General features: G+C 53.7%; 17 protein-coding genes. 9 read left to right on the top strand and 8 right to left on the bottom strand.

Annotated elements, in window-relative coordinates:
* Positions 1-102: 102 nt before the first annotated feature.
* Positions 103-1884, bottom strand: coding sequence for an acyl-CoA dehydrogenase C-terminal domain-containing protein (locus ACJJIN_RS15870; protein ID WP_444895356.1), 1782 nt, complete (start codon positions 1882-1884; stop codon positions 103-105).
* A gap of 105 nt (positions 1885-1989) precedes the next feature.
* Complete coding sequence (gene bioD, locus ACJJIN_RS15875) at positions 1990-2676, bottom strand: dethiobiotin synthase (protein ID WP_444895357.1); 687 nt, start codon at positions 2674-2676, stop codon at positions 1990-1992.
* A 181-nt stretch (positions 2677-2857) separates the two neighbouring features.
* Here bioD and ACJJIN_RS15880 point away from each other — a divergent pair, with 181 nt between their 5' ends.
* A complete protein-coding gene (locus ACJJIN_RS15880) occupies positions 2858-3397 on the top strand; it encodes a L,D-transpeptidase family protein (RefSeq protein ID WP_413664192.1) in 540 nt (179 codons plus the stop codon).
* 46 nt (positions 3398-3443) lie between these two features.
* Here the strand turns inward: ACJJIN_RS15880 and bioC are convergent, their stop codons facing one another.
* From bioC to bioB, 3 genes are read right to left on the bottom strand one after another with little or no spacing between them, the layout of a single operon-like run.
* Entirely contained in the window at positions 3444-4988 is a 1545-nt protein-coding gene (bioC, locus tag ACJJIN_RS15885) for a malonyl-ACP O-methyltransferase BioC (RefSeq protein ID WP_444895358.1), read from the bottom strand.
* A complete protein-coding gene (gene bioF, locus ACJJIN_RS15890) occupies positions 4985-6178 on the bottom strand; it encodes an 8-amino-7-oxononanoate synthase (protein WP_444895359.1) in 1194 nt (397 codons plus the stop codon). The genes bioC and bioF overlap by 4 nt, the downstream gene beginning before the upstream one ends.
* Positions 6175-7224, bottom strand: coding sequence for a biotin synthase BioB (bioB, locus tag ACJJIN_RS15895; RefSeq protein ID WP_413665834.1), 1050 nt, complete (start codon positions 7222-7224; stop codon positions 6175-6177). The genes bioF and bioB overlap by 4 nt, the downstream gene beginning before the upstream one ends.
* A gap of 180 nt (positions 7225-7404) precedes the next feature.
* Between bioB and ACJJIN_RS15900 the strand changes: the two genes are divergently transcribed.
* Both ACJJIN_RS15900 and ACJJIN_RS15905 read left to right on the top strand, forming a co-directional pair.
* On the top strand, positions 7405-8097 hold the full coding sequence (locus tag ACJJIN_RS15900; protein WP_444895360.1) for a ComFC family protein: 693 nt from the start codon (positions 7405-7407) through the stop codon (positions 8095-8097).
* 159 nt (positions 8098-8256) lie between these two features.
* Positions 8257-9402: a beta-ketoacyl-ACP synthase III gene (locus tag ACJJIN_RS15905; protein WP_413664188.1), complete on the top strand. Its 1146-nt coding sequence runs from the start codon at positions 8257-8259 to the stop codon at positions 9400-9402.
* A 135-nt stretch (positions 9403-9537) separates the two neighbouring features.
* On the opposite strand, the gene ACJJIN_RS15910 is transcribed toward ACJJIN_RS15905, so the two are convergent.
* Both ACJJIN_RS15910 and ACJJIN_RS15915 read right to left on the bottom strand, forming a co-directional pair.
* Positions 9538-10026 (bottom strand): DUF1203 domain-containing protein, encoded by a 489-nt coding sequence (locus tag ACJJIN_RS15910; protein WP_413664187.1) that lies wholly within the window; start codon positions 10024-10026, stop codon positions 9538-9540.
* A gap of 96 nt (positions 10027-10122) precedes the next feature.
* Positions 10123-10668: a PadR family transcriptional regulator gene (locus ACJJIN_RS15915; RefSeq protein WP_413664186.1), complete on the bottom strand. Its 546-nt coding sequence runs from the start codon at positions 10666-10668 to the stop codon at positions 10123-10125.
* Between the two features lie 242 nt (positions 10669-10910).
* Between ACJJIN_RS15915 and alaE the strand changes: the two genes are divergently transcribed.
* The 5 genes from alaE (at position 10911) to ppc (ending at position 17366) form a co-directional block, all read left to right on the top strand.
* Positions 10911-11408 carry an L-alanine exporter AlaE gene (gene alaE / locus ACJJIN_RS15920; RefSeq protein WP_444895361.1) on the top strand — a complete coding sequence of 166 codons (498 nt, stop codon included), beginning with the start codon at positions 10911-10913 and terminating at the stop codon, positions 11406-11408.
* A 40-nt stretch (positions 11409-11448) separates the two neighbouring features.
* A complete protein-coding gene (locus ACJJIN_RS15925; RefSeq protein ID WP_444895362.1) occupies positions 11449-12150 on the top strand; it encodes an aspartate/glutamate racemase family protein in 702 nt (233 codons plus the stop codon).
* Between the two features lie 374 nt (positions 12151-12524).
* Positions 12525-13898: a response regulator gene (locus ACJJIN_RS15930; RefSeq protein WP_444895363.1), complete on the top strand. Its 1374-nt coding sequence runs from the start codon at positions 12525-12527 to the stop codon at positions 13896-13898.
* Positions 13899-14066: 168 nt separating this feature from the next.
* A complete protein-coding gene (locus tag ACJJIN_RS15935; RefSeq protein ID WP_444895364.1) occupies positions 14067-14420 on the top strand; it encodes a DUF4870 family protein in 354 nt (117 codons plus the stop codon).
* Between the two features lie 282 nt (positions 14421-14702).
* On the top strand, positions 14703-17366 hold the full coding sequence (gene ppc / locus ACJJIN_RS15940) for a phosphoenolpyruvate carboxylase (RefSeq protein WP_444895365.1): 2664 nt from the start codon (positions 14703-14705) through the stop codon (positions 17364-17366).
* A 69-nt stretch (positions 17367-17435) separates the two neighbouring features.
* On the opposite strand, the gene ACJJIN_RS15945 is transcribed toward ppc, so the two are convergent.
* On the bottom strand, positions 17436-18680 hold the full coding sequence (locus ACJJIN_RS15945) for a DUF945 family protein (protein WP_444895366.1): 1245 nt from the start codon (positions 18678-18680) through the stop codon (positions 17436-17438).
* 682 nt (positions 18681-19362) lie between these two features.
* Between ACJJIN_RS15945 and ACJJIN_RS15950 the strand changes: the two genes are divergently transcribed.
* A complete protein-coding gene (locus ACJJIN_RS15950) occupies positions 19363-19749 on the top strand; it encodes a hypothetical protein (RefSeq protein ID WP_282934530.1) in 387 nt (128 codons plus the stop codon).
* Positions 19750-19850 lie beyond the last annotated feature (101 nt).

The following is a 19850-nucleotide window of genomic DNA, read 5'->3' on the forward strand; positions in this document are numbered from 1 at the left end:
TTCGCTCGTTATTTTTGTGCCCTGAGTTTAGGAGAAAGCTTTCTACAGCTCCACAAAAAAGCCCCGCGATGCGGGGCTTTTTAACACTTTCTTTGGGGGCTGTTAGAACAGCTCTTCCTCCAAGTCCATCAAGCTAGCGCTGCCTGCATTGACACTGCCGGCCAATGCCTGGGTGCGCGGCAACAGGCGAGCGAAGTAGAAGCGCGCTGTCTTTATCTGGCCGTTGTAGAAGCTATCCGCTTCCGCTTTCGGCAGCGCCGCAGACACAATTTTCGCCCACATAAAGGCGTAAGCGACGTAGCCGAACAGGTGCAGGTACTCTACAGAAGCCGCACCCGGTGCGTGGGGGTCTTGCTGAGTGGCGGCAACCATATTCTCAGTTGCTTCACGCAGGCGTTGCATCTCAGCGATAAGCGGCTGGATAAACTCGGCCATTTCCTCGCGATCAATCTGGGCATCGATAAAGCCCTGTACATCTGCAGCAAACAACTCGAACAGAGCACCGCCGGTAGCTACAGTCTTGCGACCCACCAGATCCAGAGCCTGGATACCATTGGTTCCTTCATAGATCTGGGTAATACGCACATCGCGCACCAACTGTTCCTGGCCCCATTCGCGGATATAACCGTGGCCACCGAAGACCTGCTGACCGAGGATGGTGCAATCCAATCCCATATCGGTAGTAAAGGCTTTGGCTACCGGGGTCAGCAAGGCAACCATATTCTCCGCGTTCTTTTTCTCTTCACCCTCGCCGAACTTGGAAATATCCAACCACTTGGCCACGTATGTGGACAGAGCGCGGCCGCCGTTCACCAAAGCTTTTTGGGTGAGCAGCATACGGCGCACATCCGGGTGCACAATGATGGGGTCTGCGGCTTTCTCCGGCTGCTTGGCGCCCGCTGGAGAACGGCTTTGGATACGGTCGCGAGCGTATTCAACAGCATTTTGATAGGAGCGATCTGAGGCGCCGAGGCCCTGGATACCAACACCCAGGCGCTCGTAGTTCATCATGGTAAACATGGCCGCGAGTCCTTTGTTCTCCTCGCCGACCAGCCAGCCTTGGGCGCCGTCGAAGTTCATCGCACAGGTAGCGGAGGCCTTGATACCCATTTTGTGCTCGATCGAGCCACAGTTCACATCGTTGTGCTCGCCGATGCTGTTGTCTTCGTTCACCTTGTATTTGGGCACCAGGAACAGCGAAATGCCTCTCGGCCCCTTGGGCGCGTCCGGCAATTTTGCCAATACCAGGTGGATAATATTTTCGGATAGATCCTGGTCACCGCCGGTAATAAAGATCTTGCTGCCGCTGATGCTAAAGCTGCCATCGCCACGGGGCTCAGCCTTGGTGCGGATAATACCCAGGTCTGTACCGGCGTGAGGCTCGGTAAGGCCCATGGCACCAGCCCAGGTGCCTTCATACATCTTGGGCAGGTATTTTTCTTTCAGCTCATCACTGGCGTGGGCATCAATTGCCAAGCAGGCGCCGTTAGTCAGAACCGGGTAGAGTGCAAAAGAGATATTTGAAGCATTGATCATCTCCTCAACCTGAGCGCCCAGCATTTTCGGCATACCCATGCCGCCGTATTCCGGATTGCCCAGCAGTCCACCCCAACCACCTTCACAGAAGGTGGCATAGGCTTCTTTAAAGCCTTTCGGCGTGGTCACCACACCATCATTCCACTGGCAGCCCTCTTCGTCGCCAGTGCGATTGATCGGATCCAGGGTGTTGGCAGCCAGCTTGGCCATCTCTTCGAGAATCGCATCTGCGGTCTCACGATCTACCGCTCCAGCCAACCCGGGCAATTTCGCCCAGAGTTTTTCCGCAGCAAATACCTCGTGAAGTAGGAAGTTCATCTCCCTTAGTGGCGCCTTATAGTCGGCCATGCTCCCGGTCCTCATTCAAGTGTTTCAAACGCTCGTTTGAATCTAGGGCCGAAGCGTCCCAATGTCAACAGTCTCGGGCCCTTGCGAGCCCGACATCTGCAGCGATCAGTGAGGTAGAAGCGGAGTTATATCCAGATATTGTGCACCATTGCGATAGTCCGCAGCGGTGTCGAATGGAAGGGTACCTAGCAGAGGGGCGGGCAGTAGGGCCTTCAATGTCTGCAGATTCTCATCGGCTCGAGCCATCCCATCACGGGCGAAATTAGCTACCCAACCCGCCAGCGGCAGACCGTCGCGACGGATCGCTTCAGCGGTGAGCAGTGCGTGGTTGATACAACCGAGCTGCATACCCACCACCAGTATTACCGGTAAATTCAGCTCCCGAGGCAATTGTGAAAGGAAGCTTCTTGGGCCCAGCGGGGTGCGCCAGCCACCAGCACCTTCAATCAAAACCAGGTCGGCCCCTGCAGACATCACTCCCCGGCAGACGCCAGCCATCCGCGCAACATTTAACTGTTTGCCAATTTCTGCGGCCGCTATATGTGGGGCAATAGCGGGCTCCAGGGCAAAGGGGTTTACTTGCTGGTAAGGCAGCTTCAGAGTCATCGCTTCCTGGAGCAAAAGGGCATCTTCATTGCGCAGGCCACCATCCGTGTGCTCGCATCCAGACGCCACAGGCTTCACTGCCGCCGTTTGCAAGCCTGCCTCCGCCGCTGCCGATAGCAGTGCGGCGCTCACATATGTCTTGCCGACCTCGGTGTCAGTACCGGCGATAAAATAGGTTTTTGCCAAGGCCTAACCCCCTCCTCCAATAAAAGTTAACTTTTTTCATGACGTGACTTTTCACGCCACTTAGATGGTGATAAATTAACCCGGTAGCGCAAATTTTGAACAAATCAAGCCGTACATCGATAAGAAGGCACGGGATTGCGCTCACACAATAACCCCCTTTTAAAGGGGACAGACAGCAGGGATGCGGTGTCATTGCGAAATAACCGACAACTACCCGAACTGCTTAAAGACCATGCGATACCTGACCTTTGCCCTGCTCCTGCTGGTGCCAATCTTTGCTTCAGCGAAAGTTGATCCCGTTGACCACGTCGTAGTTTATAAGTCCAAGAAACTCATGCAGCTGATACGGGACGGCCGTGTCGTGAAAAGCTATACCGTGTCTTTTGGGGATAACCCCAGGGGACACAAAGTTCGCCAGGGGGACGAGCGCACCCCTGAAGGCCGCTACACACTGGACTGGAAGAATCCCAACAGCCGCTTTTACCGTTCAATCCACGTGTCCTATCCCAACAAGCAGGACCGTGCACGGGCAGCCAAAATGGGAGTCAGTCCCGGCGGTGACATTATGATCCACGGTATCAAGCCCCAGTGGTCCTATATGGAAAGACATCTGCGCCGCACCAACTGGACCGATGGTTGCATCGCGGTGGCCTCCAACCGTGAAATGGACGAAATCTGGGCTCTGGTGAAGACGCCAATCCCTATCGACATCTACCCCTGATCTCTTCAATCTTGCACCCGGCTCCCTGCGTTGCAATAGGCGCAGGTCAGCCGGATTTTTTTGCCCTGCAAGCGGTGAGATTCATATAGATCACCTCGTAAGTTACCGGCAACCCTCGCTCTTCCCGCTTATTTTCATAGGCTACGGACAAGTACTGCAGTTTGCGGCGACCTGTCATACCTTTATCCGCCGCCCGGTTAATATTGTGTGCACCCACTCCCTTAAGCTCCCGCATCAACTGCCGCAGGCTATCAAAGTGCAGCAGGCGCAGTTCATCCGTAACCAATCCGCCGAGACCACTGTGCAGCGCCGCTTCACGCCATTGCTCGGCGGCCAGAAACTGATTGACATGTACACCCCCATCCACTTGAGCCCAACTCTGTTTCAATTCCACCAGGGTTTTAGGGCCAAGGGTGGCAACCAGGCACCGCCCTTCAGGGGCCAGTATTCGCTGCAACTCAGCAAACAACTGTGGCAGGCGGTAGCACCATTGCAGCGCCATACTTGAAAACACCAAATCAATACTACCCGCCGCCAGGGGTAATTGTTCGGCATCGGCCGCAATGTAACCATCAGCTTCGGGTCTTTGCGTCCGGGCAAATTTCAGCATCCCCTCCGCCAGATCCAGGGCAATAATTTGCGCCTTAGGAAAATGCCGCCGCAACAGTTCAGTACCGAATCCGGTGCCACTGCCCAAATCGAGGATCGTACGGGGTGCCCAGCTGTCATCGGCTTGGGCCAACAGTTGCCGGCAGACTGCCCGCTGCAGATGGGCGCAATCATCGTAGCCCTGTGCTGCCCGGGTAAAAGAGCGAGCTACCGCAGCCTTATCAAACGGCTCAGCCGGGGGATTTCCAATAGACTCAAGAAGCTCGAATAGATATTCAGCGACGATGTCAGCCTTGGTGCAATGGGGTAAATGGCCCGTCTCGGGTATGACTTTGACGGTGTCCCCACACGCCTCAATGGACCGAGCAGCTTCAATGGGAACCAGGGCATCCCTGCTGCCAAACAGATGCTGTGCCGGCACGGACAGATTTTCCAGGTATTTGCGATTATCCAACTCTGCCAGACAGCACAATGCTTCCCGCCAGGCATCACTATTTATTTGAGGTGTTTGTGCCTTAAGGTCTTTAAGTAAAGAGCGCATGGCGCTATCACCCCGCGCCTGCAGCGAGCAAAATCGCTCCCAGGTACTCTCCGGAGATGATGTAAAAGCATCGAAAAATGCCTTGAAAGTGCTCTCGGCCATGCCCGGCCAGCCATCTCGTTCCACAAAGCAGGCATTGGCAGCTATGGTCATTAACCCCAGAACTTTGTCCTGCTTCGCTATAGAAGCCAGGCGAACGGCCAGCATACCGCCGAGGGAGTGGCCAACCAGGATACAGCGAGGGGGAAGTTGCTGGTAAAGCTTCTGCAGCAAAGCTTCTAGTGGGGGCCAGTCTTCAGCGCCCTGTGTAGCAAATCCAGGTAACTCAATACAGTGGAGTTGCACTTCTGTACGACGCGCCAGGGATTCTATAAGCGGCTGCCAAAGGTCTGCACTCCCGCCCCACCCGTGCAGGAAAACCAAGTGTTCAACCCGTATCACTTATCCAGTACCCCTGCGTCCTGCAAAATCTGCTGCAGCGCGCCTAGTAGCTCATCGATATTCTCGGCCCGGTGAGCCGCGCTCAGGGTAATGCGCAAGCGTGCAGTGCCCAGCGGCACTGTAGGCGGGCGAATGGCACCCACCAGGAATCCGCGCTCCTGCAATTCTCTGGCAACCGCCATCACAGTACTTTCACAGCCCAACACCAGCGGCTGTATCGCACTGGCTGACGCCTGTAGGGGTAGGCCGAGCTGTAGTGCCCTGCGGCGGAAATAAGCGATATTTACCCGCAAGCGCCCTTGTAACTGAGGCTCATCGCGAATCAATTCGATAGCAGCCAAGGCGCCGGCAGCCACTGCTGGCGTCATTCCGGTGGTATAGATATAGGGCCGCGCAAACTGGGTGAGGAAATCTATCAGTGACCGGGAGCCCGCAATAAAGGCACCGGCATTGCCAACCGCTTTACCCAAGGTACCCATCACAACCGGGGCTTGTTCCTGGGACAGCCCCGCCAGGGCACAGCTGCCCGCCAGTGGGTATGCTTCGCTACCCATTACGCCAAAGCCGTGGGCCTCATCAACCATTAACCAGGCGTTGTATCGCTTACACAGAGTGGCAATCTCAGCCAGAGGGGCCAAATCACCATCCATGCTGTAAACGCCATCCACCGCTACTAAAGTAGCGCCACCCCGGCTAGTAGCGCGCTGCAATTGGCGTTCAAGGCCAGCGAGATCGTTATGGGCAAAGCGCAGACTGTTGGCGCCACTCAAGCGGGCACCGTCAATCAGTGAGGCGTGATTAAGCCTGTCCGAAACAATATTGTCGGCTCGCCCCAACAGGGCACAAATAGTGCCGATATTCGCCATGTAGCCACTCGAGAATATCAGCGCCGCTTCTCGCCCGGTTACCTCGGCGATGCACTGCTGCAAGCGGTGATGAATATCCAGGTGACCATTAACCAGGTGAGAGGCTGTGGCGCCTGCACCACACTCCGCTCCCGCCTTCTGTGCTGCGATGACTTCCTCGCGGCTGGCAAGCCCCAAGTAGTCGTTACTGCTAAATACCAGTAGCTCCCGCCCATCGACCCGGGCTCGCGGCCCGGGTGCACGATCGAGGGTTTTTAGCTCCCGGTACAGATTCTGCTGGCGGCGCTCGGCGAGGCGCTGTTGCAGAACTTCATTCAGAGTCATTTGGCCGCGTCGTAGAAGAAAGCATCATTTTGCTGTTCGGTGATCTGCGCGTTCAATTCCGCTTCCACCTCAGCCTCATCGGCGTACTGCTGATACTCTTCTGGCTTAATACCCAGGCGACTGAACAACTGCATATCTTCGTTAGCTTCCGGATTCGCGGTCGTCAGCAGTTTTTCACCGTAAAAAATAGAGTTGGCGCCGGCAAGGAAGGCCATTGCCTGCATCTCATCGCTCATCTGCTCGCGACCGGCGGATAGGCGCACATGGGATTTCGGCATCATGATACGGGCCACAGCAATGCAGCGAATAAACTCGAAGGGATCCAGGTCCTTTTGTTCTTCCAGTGGGGTACCTGCGACTTTTACCAGCATATTGATGGGCACTGATTCGGGGTGCTCCGGCAGGTTCGCCAATTGCATCAATAATCCGGCGCGATCTTTGTCGCCTTCACCCATTCCCACAATGCCACCAGCACAGACCTTCATTCCCGCCGAGCGCACACGCCCCAAGGTTTCCAGGCGATCCTGGTAGGTGCGAGTGGTAATAATTTCACCGTAATATTCCGGCGAAGTATCCAAATTGTGGTTGTAGTAATCGAGGCCTGCATCCGCCAACTCCTGGGCCTGATCATCATTTAGCATGCCCAGGGTCATACAGGTTTCCATACCCAACGCCTTTACTTCTCGTACCATCTGGGTCACGTAAGGCATATCTTTTTTCTTGGGAGAGCGCCAGGCGGCCCCCATGCAGAAGCGGGTAGCACCACCGGCCTTAGCCGCCCTTGCCTCCTGCAACACCTTTTCAACCTTCATCAGTTTTTCCCGCTCCAGCCCGGTGTCATAGCGGGCGCTTTGGGGACAGTAGGCACAGTCTTCAGGGCAAGCACCGGTCTTGATAGAGCAAAGGGTACTGACCTGTACCCGATTGGCATCAAAATAAGCTCTGTGCACTTGCTGCGCGGTAAACATCAAGTCGCTAAACGGCATGGCGAAGAGGTCCAGTACCTGCTGGCGGGTCCAGTCGTGGCGGATCTCTGCGGCGGGCATTTGCTGGGCGGCAGTCACAGGGCGTACTCTCTCTGTTGCTTATTAAAATCGGATACTCACAGCCTGTTAACAGGCTCTAGCGGCATCGATCAGCGAGCCCTAATTCAGCGTCTGCCGTTCAATCCACCAGACTGGCCAGTTTAGCCACGGCCAAACCGCTGTCAACTCGGAAGAGACAATATGGTTTACAAGCTTTTCAGTAGAAAACTTGCCCAAAGTCTGGCCCGCTGCCTGCTGTGCGGCGGAGCATCGGGAGAGGTTGGAATCTGTTCTGCCTGCACTCAGGAACTACCGGCGCTAGGCCGTGGTTGCCGCTACTGCGCCCTACCCTTGGCGGCGGCAAAAGATAATATTTGCGCGGCCTGTTTACAGAGGCCACCCACCTTAAAGAAGATCAGCGCTGCCTGGCAATACGCTTACCCAATCAACCACTTAATCCAACATTTCAAATACCACCGGGACCTGGCCGCCGGACACAGCCTTATACAGCTAGCTGCCCGCCAATTGGGGCTTCCAGAGGATATGCCTGACATACTTACCCCGGTTCCTCTGCACTGGCGTCGCTATTGGCAACGCGGTTACAACCAGGCTCAACTTATTGCCAGTGGTCTGGGGCAAAACTGGTGCCTGCCAGTAGATCTGCAACTACTGCGCAAAACAACTTCCACCAAAACCCAGTCTCAACTCAGCCGCAACCAACGGCTGAAAAACCTGTCTGACAGCTTTGCCGTGCGCGGAGAAATATCGGGTGCCCATATCGGCCTGGTAGACGATGTTGTAACCACGGGAGCGACCCTTGAAATCATCACTCGCCAGCTACTCACAGCCGGGGCAAAACAGGTCAGCGCCTTCGTTTTGGCCAGAACGCCATGACTGTTCGGCGCGACTACAAATAGACCCATAGTCACCCCAACGTCACAATAGCTTACCTTGCCGTTCTGGCGCCTCAGTCCCTCATCTGCCAGCACTGCTAAGGTTCTAACAGCGACTAAATTGCCCGCATTTCTGTTGTCGCGGGCCAGGAATTCAGCGATGAGTGAATACAAGTTGCCACGGGGCATTGTCATCAGCGGCACAGGCCTGTGGACCCCACCGGAATCTATTAGCAATGAAGAGTTGGTAGATGCCTATAACACCCATGCCGAGCAGTACAATCTTGAGCATGCTCAAGAGATTGAGGCCGGTGAGCGCGCAGCAAAACCTTTCTCTTCTGCAGAATTTATCGAGAAGGCCTCAGGCATCAAGAGCCGCTATGTGGTGACCCGCGATGGCATCCTTGATCCGAAGCGCATGCGCCCCCTTATTCCCGAGCGCGCAGATGACGAGCTGAGTGTACAAGCCGAAATGGGCTTAAAGGCCGCCAGACTAGCTCTGGAGAAAGCCGGCAAGCAGGCGTCTGACATTGATTTGGTCATTGTCGGTGCCTCCTATATGCAGCGCGCCTACCCCGCTATTGCTATTGAAATCCAAGGTGCACTGGGTATCGATGGTTTTGCCTTTGATATGGAAGTGGCTTGCTCCTCAGCCACCTTCTCACTTCAGCGTGCGGTGGATGCGATCTGCTCAGGCTCAGCCAAAACTGTACTGGTCATCAATGCTGAGCTGGCCTCACCACAAGTGGATTACACCGACCGAGACAGCCACTTTATCTTTGGCGATGTAGCCGTAGCCAGCATTATCGAGCGCAGAGAAACCTGTACTGTCGAAAGCGCCTGGGAAATTCTCGGCACCAAAGCGAAAACCGTTTTCTCCAACAATATCCGTTCGAACTTTGGCTACACCGCTCGCGCCGCCGATGTGGACCCATTTGGTCCCGGTAAGTTGTTCCGCCAGAATGGCCGAAAGGTATTTAAAGAAGTTTGCCCCATGGCGGCGTCTCATATTGAAGCCCACCTGCAAGAGACGGACACCGATCCTCACAGCGTGCGCCGCTACTGGCTCCATCAGGCCAATATCAATATGAACAACCTGATCGCCAAGAAGCTAATGGGTGACAATGCAAGCGTTGAGCGCGCGCCCATCGTTCTGGACCGCTACGCCAACACGGCAAGTGCCGGCTCAGTTATCGCGTTTAATTTACACAGCGATGACTTGCAGGTCGGTGACCGGGGAATTATCTGTTCCTTTGGCGCGGGCTATTCCATTGGCAGCTTGGTATTGGAAAAAATCTCCATTTAATTTTGAAATATTTTCGGAGTTCGGGAATAAATACTGAACTCCGAAACAACCACCAAAAAGACCGGTGGTTCTCACTACCACTGACACCAGGATTTTATTAACCGGCGACCTGGCCTTCACAAATATCTATTAAAACTATGCGCGATCCAGCCGCAGCGCATAGCAACCATAAGCAGCGAAGCGCAGCAGAGCGAAATCAATCTCATCCTGCATAAAATATTCACTCACTTCTGTTTTTATTTGTTCAGGGCCCACCAATTTCGCAGACACGATGTGCTCTTCAGCGCTATAGGCGCGAAGCACTAGTGGCACACCACTCTTGAAATAATCTTCCGCATTATTATTTAGCGGGGGGAAGCTATTCTGTGCTCTGAAGTCTTGTTCCGGCTGCGGCTGCGCCAGTACAAATACAGGCCCGTATTCCCGGTAAGGACCGGCAAAAGAGAAAGGGCAGTAGCTCGCCAAGAGGATTTTCTCCCCCGGCCGTGCGCGCCGTCGCACATCACGACATGGCTCACCGCCCTGGGCGCTCAGCTGCCGTACCGGCTGCCCTAGATCATCTAGACCTGCTTGACGAACCTTTTCTAAAAAATCTTCGCGGATAGGTGTTACGGTAAAAGTCATGGCTAAGGTCACCCCACTTGCTAAAAGAGCGAGGTTACTGAACACCAAACAGCATCGCTGGCCAGATTCGGGCGCGTCATTCCAAGCGAGTAGCGGTTATTTTTTTACGGACTCTTCAAGCTCACTCAGCAGACCTTCCGCCCAACTGATCCAGGTCTTTTCCGCCTCAATACCCAAAAGCAGGGTTTGATGTGCCAACCAGTAGCGCTCCTGGAGCGCTGTATCACTCTTTAATACCCGCTCATTTTGCTCCTGGTAACTTTCCAGAGAGCTGCGATGTTGGCGCAGTTGGGCCTCCAGAGCATCTCGCATTTCATCCTTGCTCAGGTTGTGGCCGGCGAACATACGCACCAGGAAAGGCTCGCGAATCTTCTGCGGCGCACTGGGCTGAGTGACCCAGTCACGCAGCTCGGCGCGACCTAGATCCGTGAGGCTATAGACCTTCTTGTCCGGCTTGCCTTCTTGGGCTTGCTCCTCACAGTCCAGCAGGCCCTCCTCATGTAACTTGTGCAGCTCGCGATACATTTGTTGATGGCTGGCACTCCAGAAGTGGGAGACGCTGCGCTCAAAGCGCCGCTTAAGGTCATAACCACTGCCGGGCTCAATATCCAGCAAGGTGAGAACGGCAAAGCGCAGGGACATGAAAACTCCAACTCATCTTATGCAAAGAGTTGCATATTAACCGGTGCCAGCCATTCGTGACCAGCTGCCAGATTTTCACAACAAGATAATTAGATTAATAAATAATTAAAAAATAGGACAAATGTATCGTTAGAAACTATCAGTCGAGATGTAAGGCTAGCTTTTATGCAAATTGTAGATATAATCGCCGGTCTGTCGCCAAAGTCGTTTAGGCGGCCACTGTCTACGAGGTTGTTTGCCCAATGTCCGCGCCCGCACTATCCCCATCCAGTCCAGATGCCCCAGATGAAAAGGCATCTGGGGCGCGCCGCTGGGACTTTATGCTGGACATCTTCGCCATGAATAGCTTCTCTTGGGCTGTAGCGATCCCCATCGAGCTGATTCTGGCGGGTATGAGTTGGAACGAACACCTGAAAGTTCGCCTGATGGCCCTGGTATTCAATACCCTTATCGCCCGTCCATTCAGTATGTATCGCAACTGGATTGTGAACCGTTTTGGGGGTGGCGGCTTTATCAATGCCTATCTGGTAGACACCTTTGTATTCCTCAGCTTCCAGTTCCCGCTATATATGGCCAATATGCGCCTCGGTGGGGCCAGCTGGGACGAAATTGCCACCGCCAGTATTACTTTTATGCTCATCGCGGGAGCTCTTGGCCGCCCCTACGGAATTTATCTCGACTGGGTGCGCCGAGTGTGGATTAATACGCTTGTCCCCCTGTGGAGCAAACGCGCTGCCTGAGGGGTCACCGATACTCGATTAGGCATTACGAGAGAGGAACATGACTGTGTTGACCGATAACGCCATTGAAAACAGTTCCATGACCGTTGGCGTGGTCGCCGGCACCCCCACAGATACCCGCTTCGGGTTGGACTTCCTCGCCGCGCGCCAACTTCGTGGCGTGGGCCTGTCCCTATCTTCCTCTCCCCAGGCCCAGACTCAATTGCAGGCGCTGGAGCGCGACGCCCTTACCCAACAATTGATCGAAGCCATTGAGCAGCTGTACCAGGCCGGTGCAGAAGCGGCCATGATCTATTGCAACTCACTTTCCGGTGCTGTGGATATGACGGCGGTAAAAGCTGCCTCCCCCATTGAGGTGGTATCCCCTCTCGAGGTCTACGCTGAGCTTACCCAGCGCTATCGCAACTTTGGACTGCTGGCCGCCAACTGCCAGAGCTGCGCCAATATCGAGCGGGAAATACTCGAGCGCAATACAACCGCCAAAGTCATCGGTATTGGCAACTTGCAAATTGTGGAAGATATCGAGGACGGCCTCGCCGCAGAAATGATCGTTCGCCAACACGCCCTTGATGACTTGGTCGCGGCATTGGTGAAAAGTGGCGTACAGATCCTGATTTTGGGCTGCACCCATTTCGATTATTTTTATCGGGAACTGCTCGCACACTGCGATGGCATTCGCCTTTTCCTTCCCTCAGAGCGTATGTTGCAATTGCTGCAAGAGCGCATTCCCCAGGCTGCCTGAATACTATTTCCTCACGACAGCTCCGGCGTAATTTGTTCAGGAGCTGTCGCTAATCTACCCATATAATCTAGTAAATTGCTGCTAGATCCCTCTATGTAATCAGATGCAATCTGCTGATTAACTTCACACCCAACAACCCGGCCGCTCAACCTCAAGGCAGAACAGACGGGGCCAGCCGGCAACTCTTCTATCGGCAAGTTAACTGAAGCGCCTCTGCTCCCCCCACAGCAGAAGCAAAATTTTTCTTGTACCAAAAGCGGGCTTATTGCAGTATCAAAAATCTCCGGTGTGCCTGGGTATTCATTACAACAAGTCGTATAAACCCTTTTTGGACTGCAGGATTTAGTCCAATTTAAATAACGTTGGTTACAAGGATGATAGAAACCACTTTGTCTGGGGGAATTCCCTCTCGTCACGTATTCTTGCGTGCCATATGCCTCGGCCTATTGGTCTCGGGTTCGGTATTTTTATCGAGTACTGCACAGGCCGATGTTATTACCACACTAAAAAGTCAGGTCCCGCTCTTTTGGATGGGAATACCTGCTGTGCTTCTACTGCTAATTTGTGCGTTTGCAATAAATAGGCAAGTTAAATTACGCCAATTAACTCTCGATACCAATGCTCGGCTTAAAAATTTGAGCAAGGAAAATAGCAATCTTTTCCAACAGGTACACAGTCGTAACAGCGAATTTATCGCACTGGAAAAACAACTTGCCGATGCTCTCAGTGAGCTGGAACAATTGCGCCAGGAGAAATCTGATCTCCTCACCATAACCCGGCACCACTTACAGCATCCCCTGGATACACTTCTCGGCACTTTGAATTTATTGGCTCGCAGCGAAGACAACAATACGCGCGCCCTGGTAGAAATCGGGAAAAGACAATTAAACAGCGCCCTTAAATCCCTGGAGAACTTACATCAGTGCGGTAATGTTGAAACAGTAGAATTAAAACTCCCCACTGAAAGCCATCGTGCACCCGGCAAACAGCTCTCTGTATTACTCGTTGAAAACAGTAAGCATGACTCCCTTCAGCCCACCCTGGAGACCATGGGCCATAACGTGCAACGGGAGTGCAATGGGATCGATGGGAGCAGCGCGGCACTGCAAAAAAATTTCGATCTTATTTTGGCAGATACCCATCTTCCGTTGATGGATGGTGTTGAAGCAGTGCGGGAAATCCGCAGGGAGAGAGGTGCAGAACTACCTATTTTTGCCCTTTTACAAAATGCCAGCTCTGGCGATAAGGAGCGCTACCAAGCCAGAGGCTTTACCGGGGTATTGACCCACCCGATCGGCGACCGACAGCTGATGCAATTATTGAGTTGGGCTGTTCGCCGAAGCCAGGGCATTGCAGGCCCCCAGGGAGCAAAGCCCACTCGACTCCTTAATACCAATACCCTATTTCGCCTGCGGGATACATTGGATCACCATACGTTTGCCGAATTACTCAGCGAGCGCACCGCCACCCTGCCAAAACAAATAACGTCATTAACCAGCGCTATTACTGGACGCCACTGGCTTGATGCAGAACAGCAGGCACAAAGACTGGCTCGCTCAGCTATTGAGGTCGGCCTCGAAACAATAGCTTCTCGCTTGCGTACCCTGGCCGCAAACCTCTCTATCGATAGTGAAAGAGAACATTGTCGCCAACAGCGCACAGAGCTTTTACAGCTTATGCGCGAATCTGTACGCCAGCTAAAGGCCTGGCGCGAACGCAATGTTCACACCGAGTGGGCATTAAAATGAACTACCCTACTGTGACCCAATTTCGAGCCACAGTACTCTTACTGGGAAACAATAGGGCGGAAAAAGCGTCTGCAATCCACCGCGCAAATAACACATCCCAGCGCAGCTAAGTTGAAATGCACTATTTGCACCACACTATATTGGAGTGAATAGTAAAGAGAACAAGTTATGTCAGAGCAGTATCCCGAACGCAGTCAGGAAGCCCGAGAACAAAGCGGGCGCGACCTGGCCATCATGGTTTACCTGATCCAGGCGATCAGCTTATTTACTGCAGTACCATTTTTTATCGGGGTATTAATCAACTATTTTAAGCGCAGCGATGTTCGCGGCACCCTGGCCGAATCCCATTTCCGCTGGCAGATTCGCACCTTCTGGTTCTGGCTGCTGTGGACCATTGTTGGCTCATTAACCATCTGGGTACTGGGGCTAGGCTACCTAATCCTTGCGATTAACTGGATATGGGTAATTTATCGGGTTATTCGCGGCTGGCTGACACTGGTCGACCGGCGCCCAGCTTATTAATGGCAAATATTTCATTTTATGGGCCCAGTATCTTGGGCCCATTTACTTCTCAGTAAGAAATGAACCCAAGATTCCCTGACTGAAATTACCGACTTTCACACCTCGTAAAAGACAAAAGCAGATTGACTAGCCAAAAGGCTGTACCAACTTTTCCTCATTTACTTTCTCAAGCCCTTATTCGCCAAAAGTTGCAGCTGCAACATTGCATGCTTCATCACAAAGTGTGCGAATATGCCTATCCGATTGACTTTCACCGCGTTGTTAACAGGGAGAAATAGATTCGTGAACCAGGACCAGAATGCCCCCTTGCGGGAAGATGTACGCCTGCTGGGTGAAGAGCTCGGCGCAGTATTCCGAAACCAAGTTGGCGAGCCACTATTTGATACCGTTGAGAATATTCGTCAGGCGGCCGTTGAAAGCCGCAGCAAAGGGGCGATGCAGGCCGATCACTTGCGAGAGCTACTCGACCCCCTGGATGATGCGACCCTATTGGAAGTTGCCCGGGCATTCAGCCAGTTTCTAAACCTGGCCAATATTGCCGAACAGCGCCATCGCGAGAGACTGCACCGCCAGCACCAGCGCTTTCCCGGAGATCCCGATACAGACCGCGGCCTGCAACAGGTACTGGCAGAGTTAAGCAAAGCGGGGAAGTCTCCCGAGGAAATCCACGGGACACTAAAAGAGTTATCCGTAGAACTGGTCCTAACCGCTCATCCCACCGAAGTGACACGCCGTACCCTAATTCGCAAATACGATCGAGTTGCAGACCTGCTCAACACACTGGACAGGCCCGACCTGACCCTAGAAGAATCCCAGGATTTACGTCGCCACCTACAAGAGCAGATCCTTTCCGCTTGGAGCACAGACGAGATCCGTCGCTCCAGGCCCACTCCGGTTGATGAAGCCAGATGGGGCTTTGCCACTATCGAACAGTCCCTGTGGCAGGCGGTTCCCAGAAGCATGCGGGAAATAGACAGTGAATTGGCCCTGGCCAAGCTTCCCCCTCTGCCGGTGGACTGGGTTCCCATCCACTTTGCCTCTTGGATGGGGGGAGACCGGGACGGCAACCCCAATGTCACCGCCAGCGTCACCCGGGAAGTTCTGCACCTAGCCCGCTGGATGGCCGCCGACCTCTATCTGCGCGATGTGGAAAACCTGCTCGCAGATTTGTCCATGCATCGCGCCAGCGAAGAACTTTTACAGCGCACTGGCCCCAGCCACGAGCCCTATCGCCTGGTGCTGCGCCAGGTTCGCGACCGTCTCAAAATAACCCGGGAAAAAATGGAGGCCCGCATTGGTCGACGCGCAGAGCCTTCCGGCCTCGCGTTTACCAGCAGCGAGCAGCTGGCCGACGAGCTGCGCCTGATCGACCGCTCCCTACGCGATGTGGGCCTCTCAGCCATCGCCGATGGCCAACTTAAAGATACCCTGAGGCGACTCAACTGCTTCGGCATCACTCTATTGCGTTTGGATATACGACAGGAATCCACCCGCCACGCTGACACCCTGGATGCCATTACCCGCTATCTGGGTATGGGCAATTACAGTAGTTGGAGTGAAGAGGAGAAACAGGAGTTCCTGGTGTCCGAGCTGGACAGCCGCCGCCCACTGGTGGACGAGAGCTTTTACCGCAGTGATTTTTGTGACGAAGAGGTAAGCGAAGTCTTACAGACCTGCAAGGTCATTGCCGAACAGGGTCCCGAAGGATTAGGTGCCTACGTTATCTCAATGGCGACCACACCTTCCGATGTTCTCGCTGTAATGCTGCTGCAAAAAATTGCCGGGGTGCAGGTGCCAATGCGAGTGGTTCCCCTGTTTGAAACCCTCGACGATCTCGATGGTGCAGCTACCACTATGAGTACCCTGCTGAATATCCCCCTCTACAAGCAGCGTGTGCTCGATGGCCAGGAAGTGATGATCGGCTACTCGGACTCCGCCAAGGACGCCGGCTTCCTGGGCGCCGCCTGGGCCCAGTACCGCACACAGGAAGCTCTCACCGGAATATTCCGCAACCACGGTATCCCCCTAACTCTGTTTCACGGCCGGGGCGGCTCCATATCCCGAGGCGGCTCGCCGACTCGTATGGCCCTGCTGTCGCAGCCACCGGGATCAATAGCCGGGCGCATTCGCGTTACCGAACAGGGAGAAATGATTCGCTTCAAATACGGCCGCCCCTCTGTAGCTGCTTACAACCTGGAGCAGTATGTCGCCGCAACTCTGGAGGCGACACTGATGCCCCCGGCAGAGCCGCGTTCGGAGTGGCGCGCGGAGATGGACCGGCTCACGGAAGTCTCTGTCGGCAATTATCGGGAAGTCGTGCAGGATGATCCGGCCCTGGTGGCTTACTTGCGCACTGTCACCCCGGAAACCGAGCTGAGCCGCCTGGCCCTGGGCAGCCGCCCGGCAAGGCGTAAACCCGGTGGCGGTGTCGAATCACTGCGGGCGATCCCGTGGGTGTTTGCCTGGACCCAGATACGACTGATGTTACCGGCCTGGCTGGGCACTGGCGCCGCCTTGGAGAATGCCCTTAAGCACGCAGATGAAACCGATATTCTGCGGGATATGAGCCGTCAGTGGCCCTTCTTCCAAGGCGTTGTGGATATGCTCGAAATGGTGCTGGCTAAAGCTGATCCCCGCGTTGCCTCCTGGTATGAAGAGCGACTCACCAAAGATGCTGACCTTATCCATCTGGGCGTTAGTTTGCGAGAGCGACTTGCTCACACTGTAGAGGCCCTAAAACAGCTTACTGGGCGGGAGAGCTTGTTGGATAACAATCCCGTGATGCGCTGGTCCATCCGCGTGCGCGATCCCTACACTGACCCTTTGCACCTATTGCAGGCCGAGCTGATGGCACGTTTGCGCGAACGGGAAAGTGATGGGGTATTGGAAAGCGCGCTGATGGTCACTATCGCAGGGATTGCAGCGGGCATGCGCAATACGGGTTAGAGGCCTTAGCGGCTGCCCTGCAGCTGCGCTCTGGGACCAGCTGCCAGGACAGCAGCTGGCCCTGGGCAATCAGAATTTACCGGTAAGGGCCATTACAAACAGGTCTGCCGGCAACTGCTCTCCATTCACCTCCAACTGGCCACGATTGACCTTGAGGTACATTTGCAGCTCACCCTTGTCTTCGATCAGCAGGCCATAATCTCGCAGAAGCATTGCCTGACCTACCAGGGGGGACTGCAAGAGCGCCTGCTCTGCAGCGCTAACGGTCATACTACCTACCAGCGGTTTGAGCCACTGATCGATCTCACTGGCACCTCGGCGGGAGGATTTGCGCATACCCCGCCAATCGATATCAGCATCTACTAACACCGGGCCATTGCGAGATTGAATCGCCAGCTGTTGCTCCAGGCGCAGCGGGCGACTCATTTCACGAGCCCAATTCCGCTCAGGGGCCGGCAACAATACACGCAGGTAGTGCCCCAGATCCGCAGTCTTAATTCTCGGCAAGGTCATCTGCTGGCGCACAGAGGTAATCGGTGTTGCCGAGTCCACGGTGGGGAGCTTCAGGTCACTGATAATTTTCAGGGTCTGTGCCGCCAATTCTTCCAAGGTCAGGTCCAGGGTAACATCGCGCAATTGAACCGGCCCGGAATCTGATTCTGCCCTCAGCAACGACAATCGCAGCTCCGCATTACCGCCCTCGCCGGGCATATATTCAAACTCGCCTTCAAGGGGCTCGGTAAACAGTACTTCGATACCTTCGCGAATATGGCGCAAGCTTCCCAGCTCCACGACACCGTTCAGCACAGCACCGGTGTAATCCGTAGATACGGCAACCTCCCCACCGTCAAACTCCAGCTCCCCGAGTGGGCCAGTATTTTTGAAAGGGTCTAAGCGCAGGGTATTCAGCACCCGGTTGTCGGCGGTAACCAGGGTTTCCAGAACTACCGGACTCGCCTGTAAAGCGCCATAAATGGACTCCAATTGAGCGCGCAATTCAGGCTGTAGTTGATCCAGCTCCAGCCGGGTCTCGGTATAAACCACACCCAGGCGCGGCCCCTTGGAGGTAAGCAACACCGGCCCATGATGGATCTCGGTATTGAGCTGGGTAGTGCCATCCGGCAATGCCACTTCAGTATTGGTTTCAGCACCAAACCATCCGCGTTCGTAACCCGTGGAATTCCCCCCCTGCAAGCGGCCCAATTGCTGCTTCCAAATTTCCTCTACTTTGGGGCCGATAAAACCCGGCGCAGCCAGGGCAGATATCACCATTAGGGCAAGCACAATAAATAGAAGTGAACGCAGTAGTTTCATAAAAAATCATCTAGCGAAGGGGTTTGCGCCGATGGTATCAGATTATGAGGCTATTAGTGCGACAAGAGCCTCGTTACTTGGTACGAGTGCTGAACATTCATCAACCAGGGCATAAGGACCTACGACCCATTTCTAAAGAGCAGAATCTCGGCTTGTAAATTAGTAAATCTATATTTCAAAAGCTCTGATCAAGCCTAAGAAGAGGGGGTTGTAAGCGGCCATAAATTGAAATTGACCATTATCGCTAGAGATCAGCTCACAAGTCTCTTGATCTCCTGTGGCACGCCTGAGTAATTTTATGGCTCGATGACAGTTTTAAACAACAATGTAATTTTTTAAACCACCCTTTAACTTCCCCTTAATCAGAGCAATTTAAAATGGTAGGTAACAATCTATTTTTCTTGTATTTCAATCTAACCCAGATTCTTATCTCCACGATTTAGCTTTCTTACAAATACCTCCGCAAAATAAAGGTCCTGATTACTATAAGAAAACCGCTATCTAGGAAATTTTTTTGTTTTCTACCTATTCATGTAAAAAATAATTATTGAATTCATAACCGTTATCTCGATCGGATCTTAAAAGATACCTTTACAACAACCGAAACTTCCATTACCGCACGTTGGGACACTCCCCCAGTTTGAGTAGACTTGTGGCCAAACTAGGAGAAGGAGAAGACGTTATGCGATATCTTGTTTCAATGGTGCTCTTGTGTTCTCTCGCAGGTTTCAGTTATGCAGATGACCGCATGACGCGCCTCCCATCCAACGCTGAACCCGTGCAAATTCTCGGCAAGACTTATTATCAAAGTGGTAATACTTTCTATGCCTTTAATGAGCAGGGCCGTTATTTCTACAGAGTACAGCCCCCCACCTCTATTCGTAGTTATGAGAATCCCCGGGATATGTATATCCGCGGCTCACAACCTCGCCCCCAAACTTGGGGTCTGACTAGAGACCAGGTAGAAGGCTGTATGAATGCCGCTGCAGATATGGCAAATGCTAACCCTGCGGTAGGTGGTAAGATTTATATTCGCGAATATAACCGCTGTATCAGTAACTTGCGCTAGCCATTGTGGCTATATTTACTGCTACAAGGGGCCTTCGGGCCCCTTTTTTCAATCGTTATTTTTTTACAGTTACTAAACTAGCAAGTCTTTCAACACACTAA

The organism is Microbulbifer maximicatervae (SeqCode) (assembly GCF_052467505.1).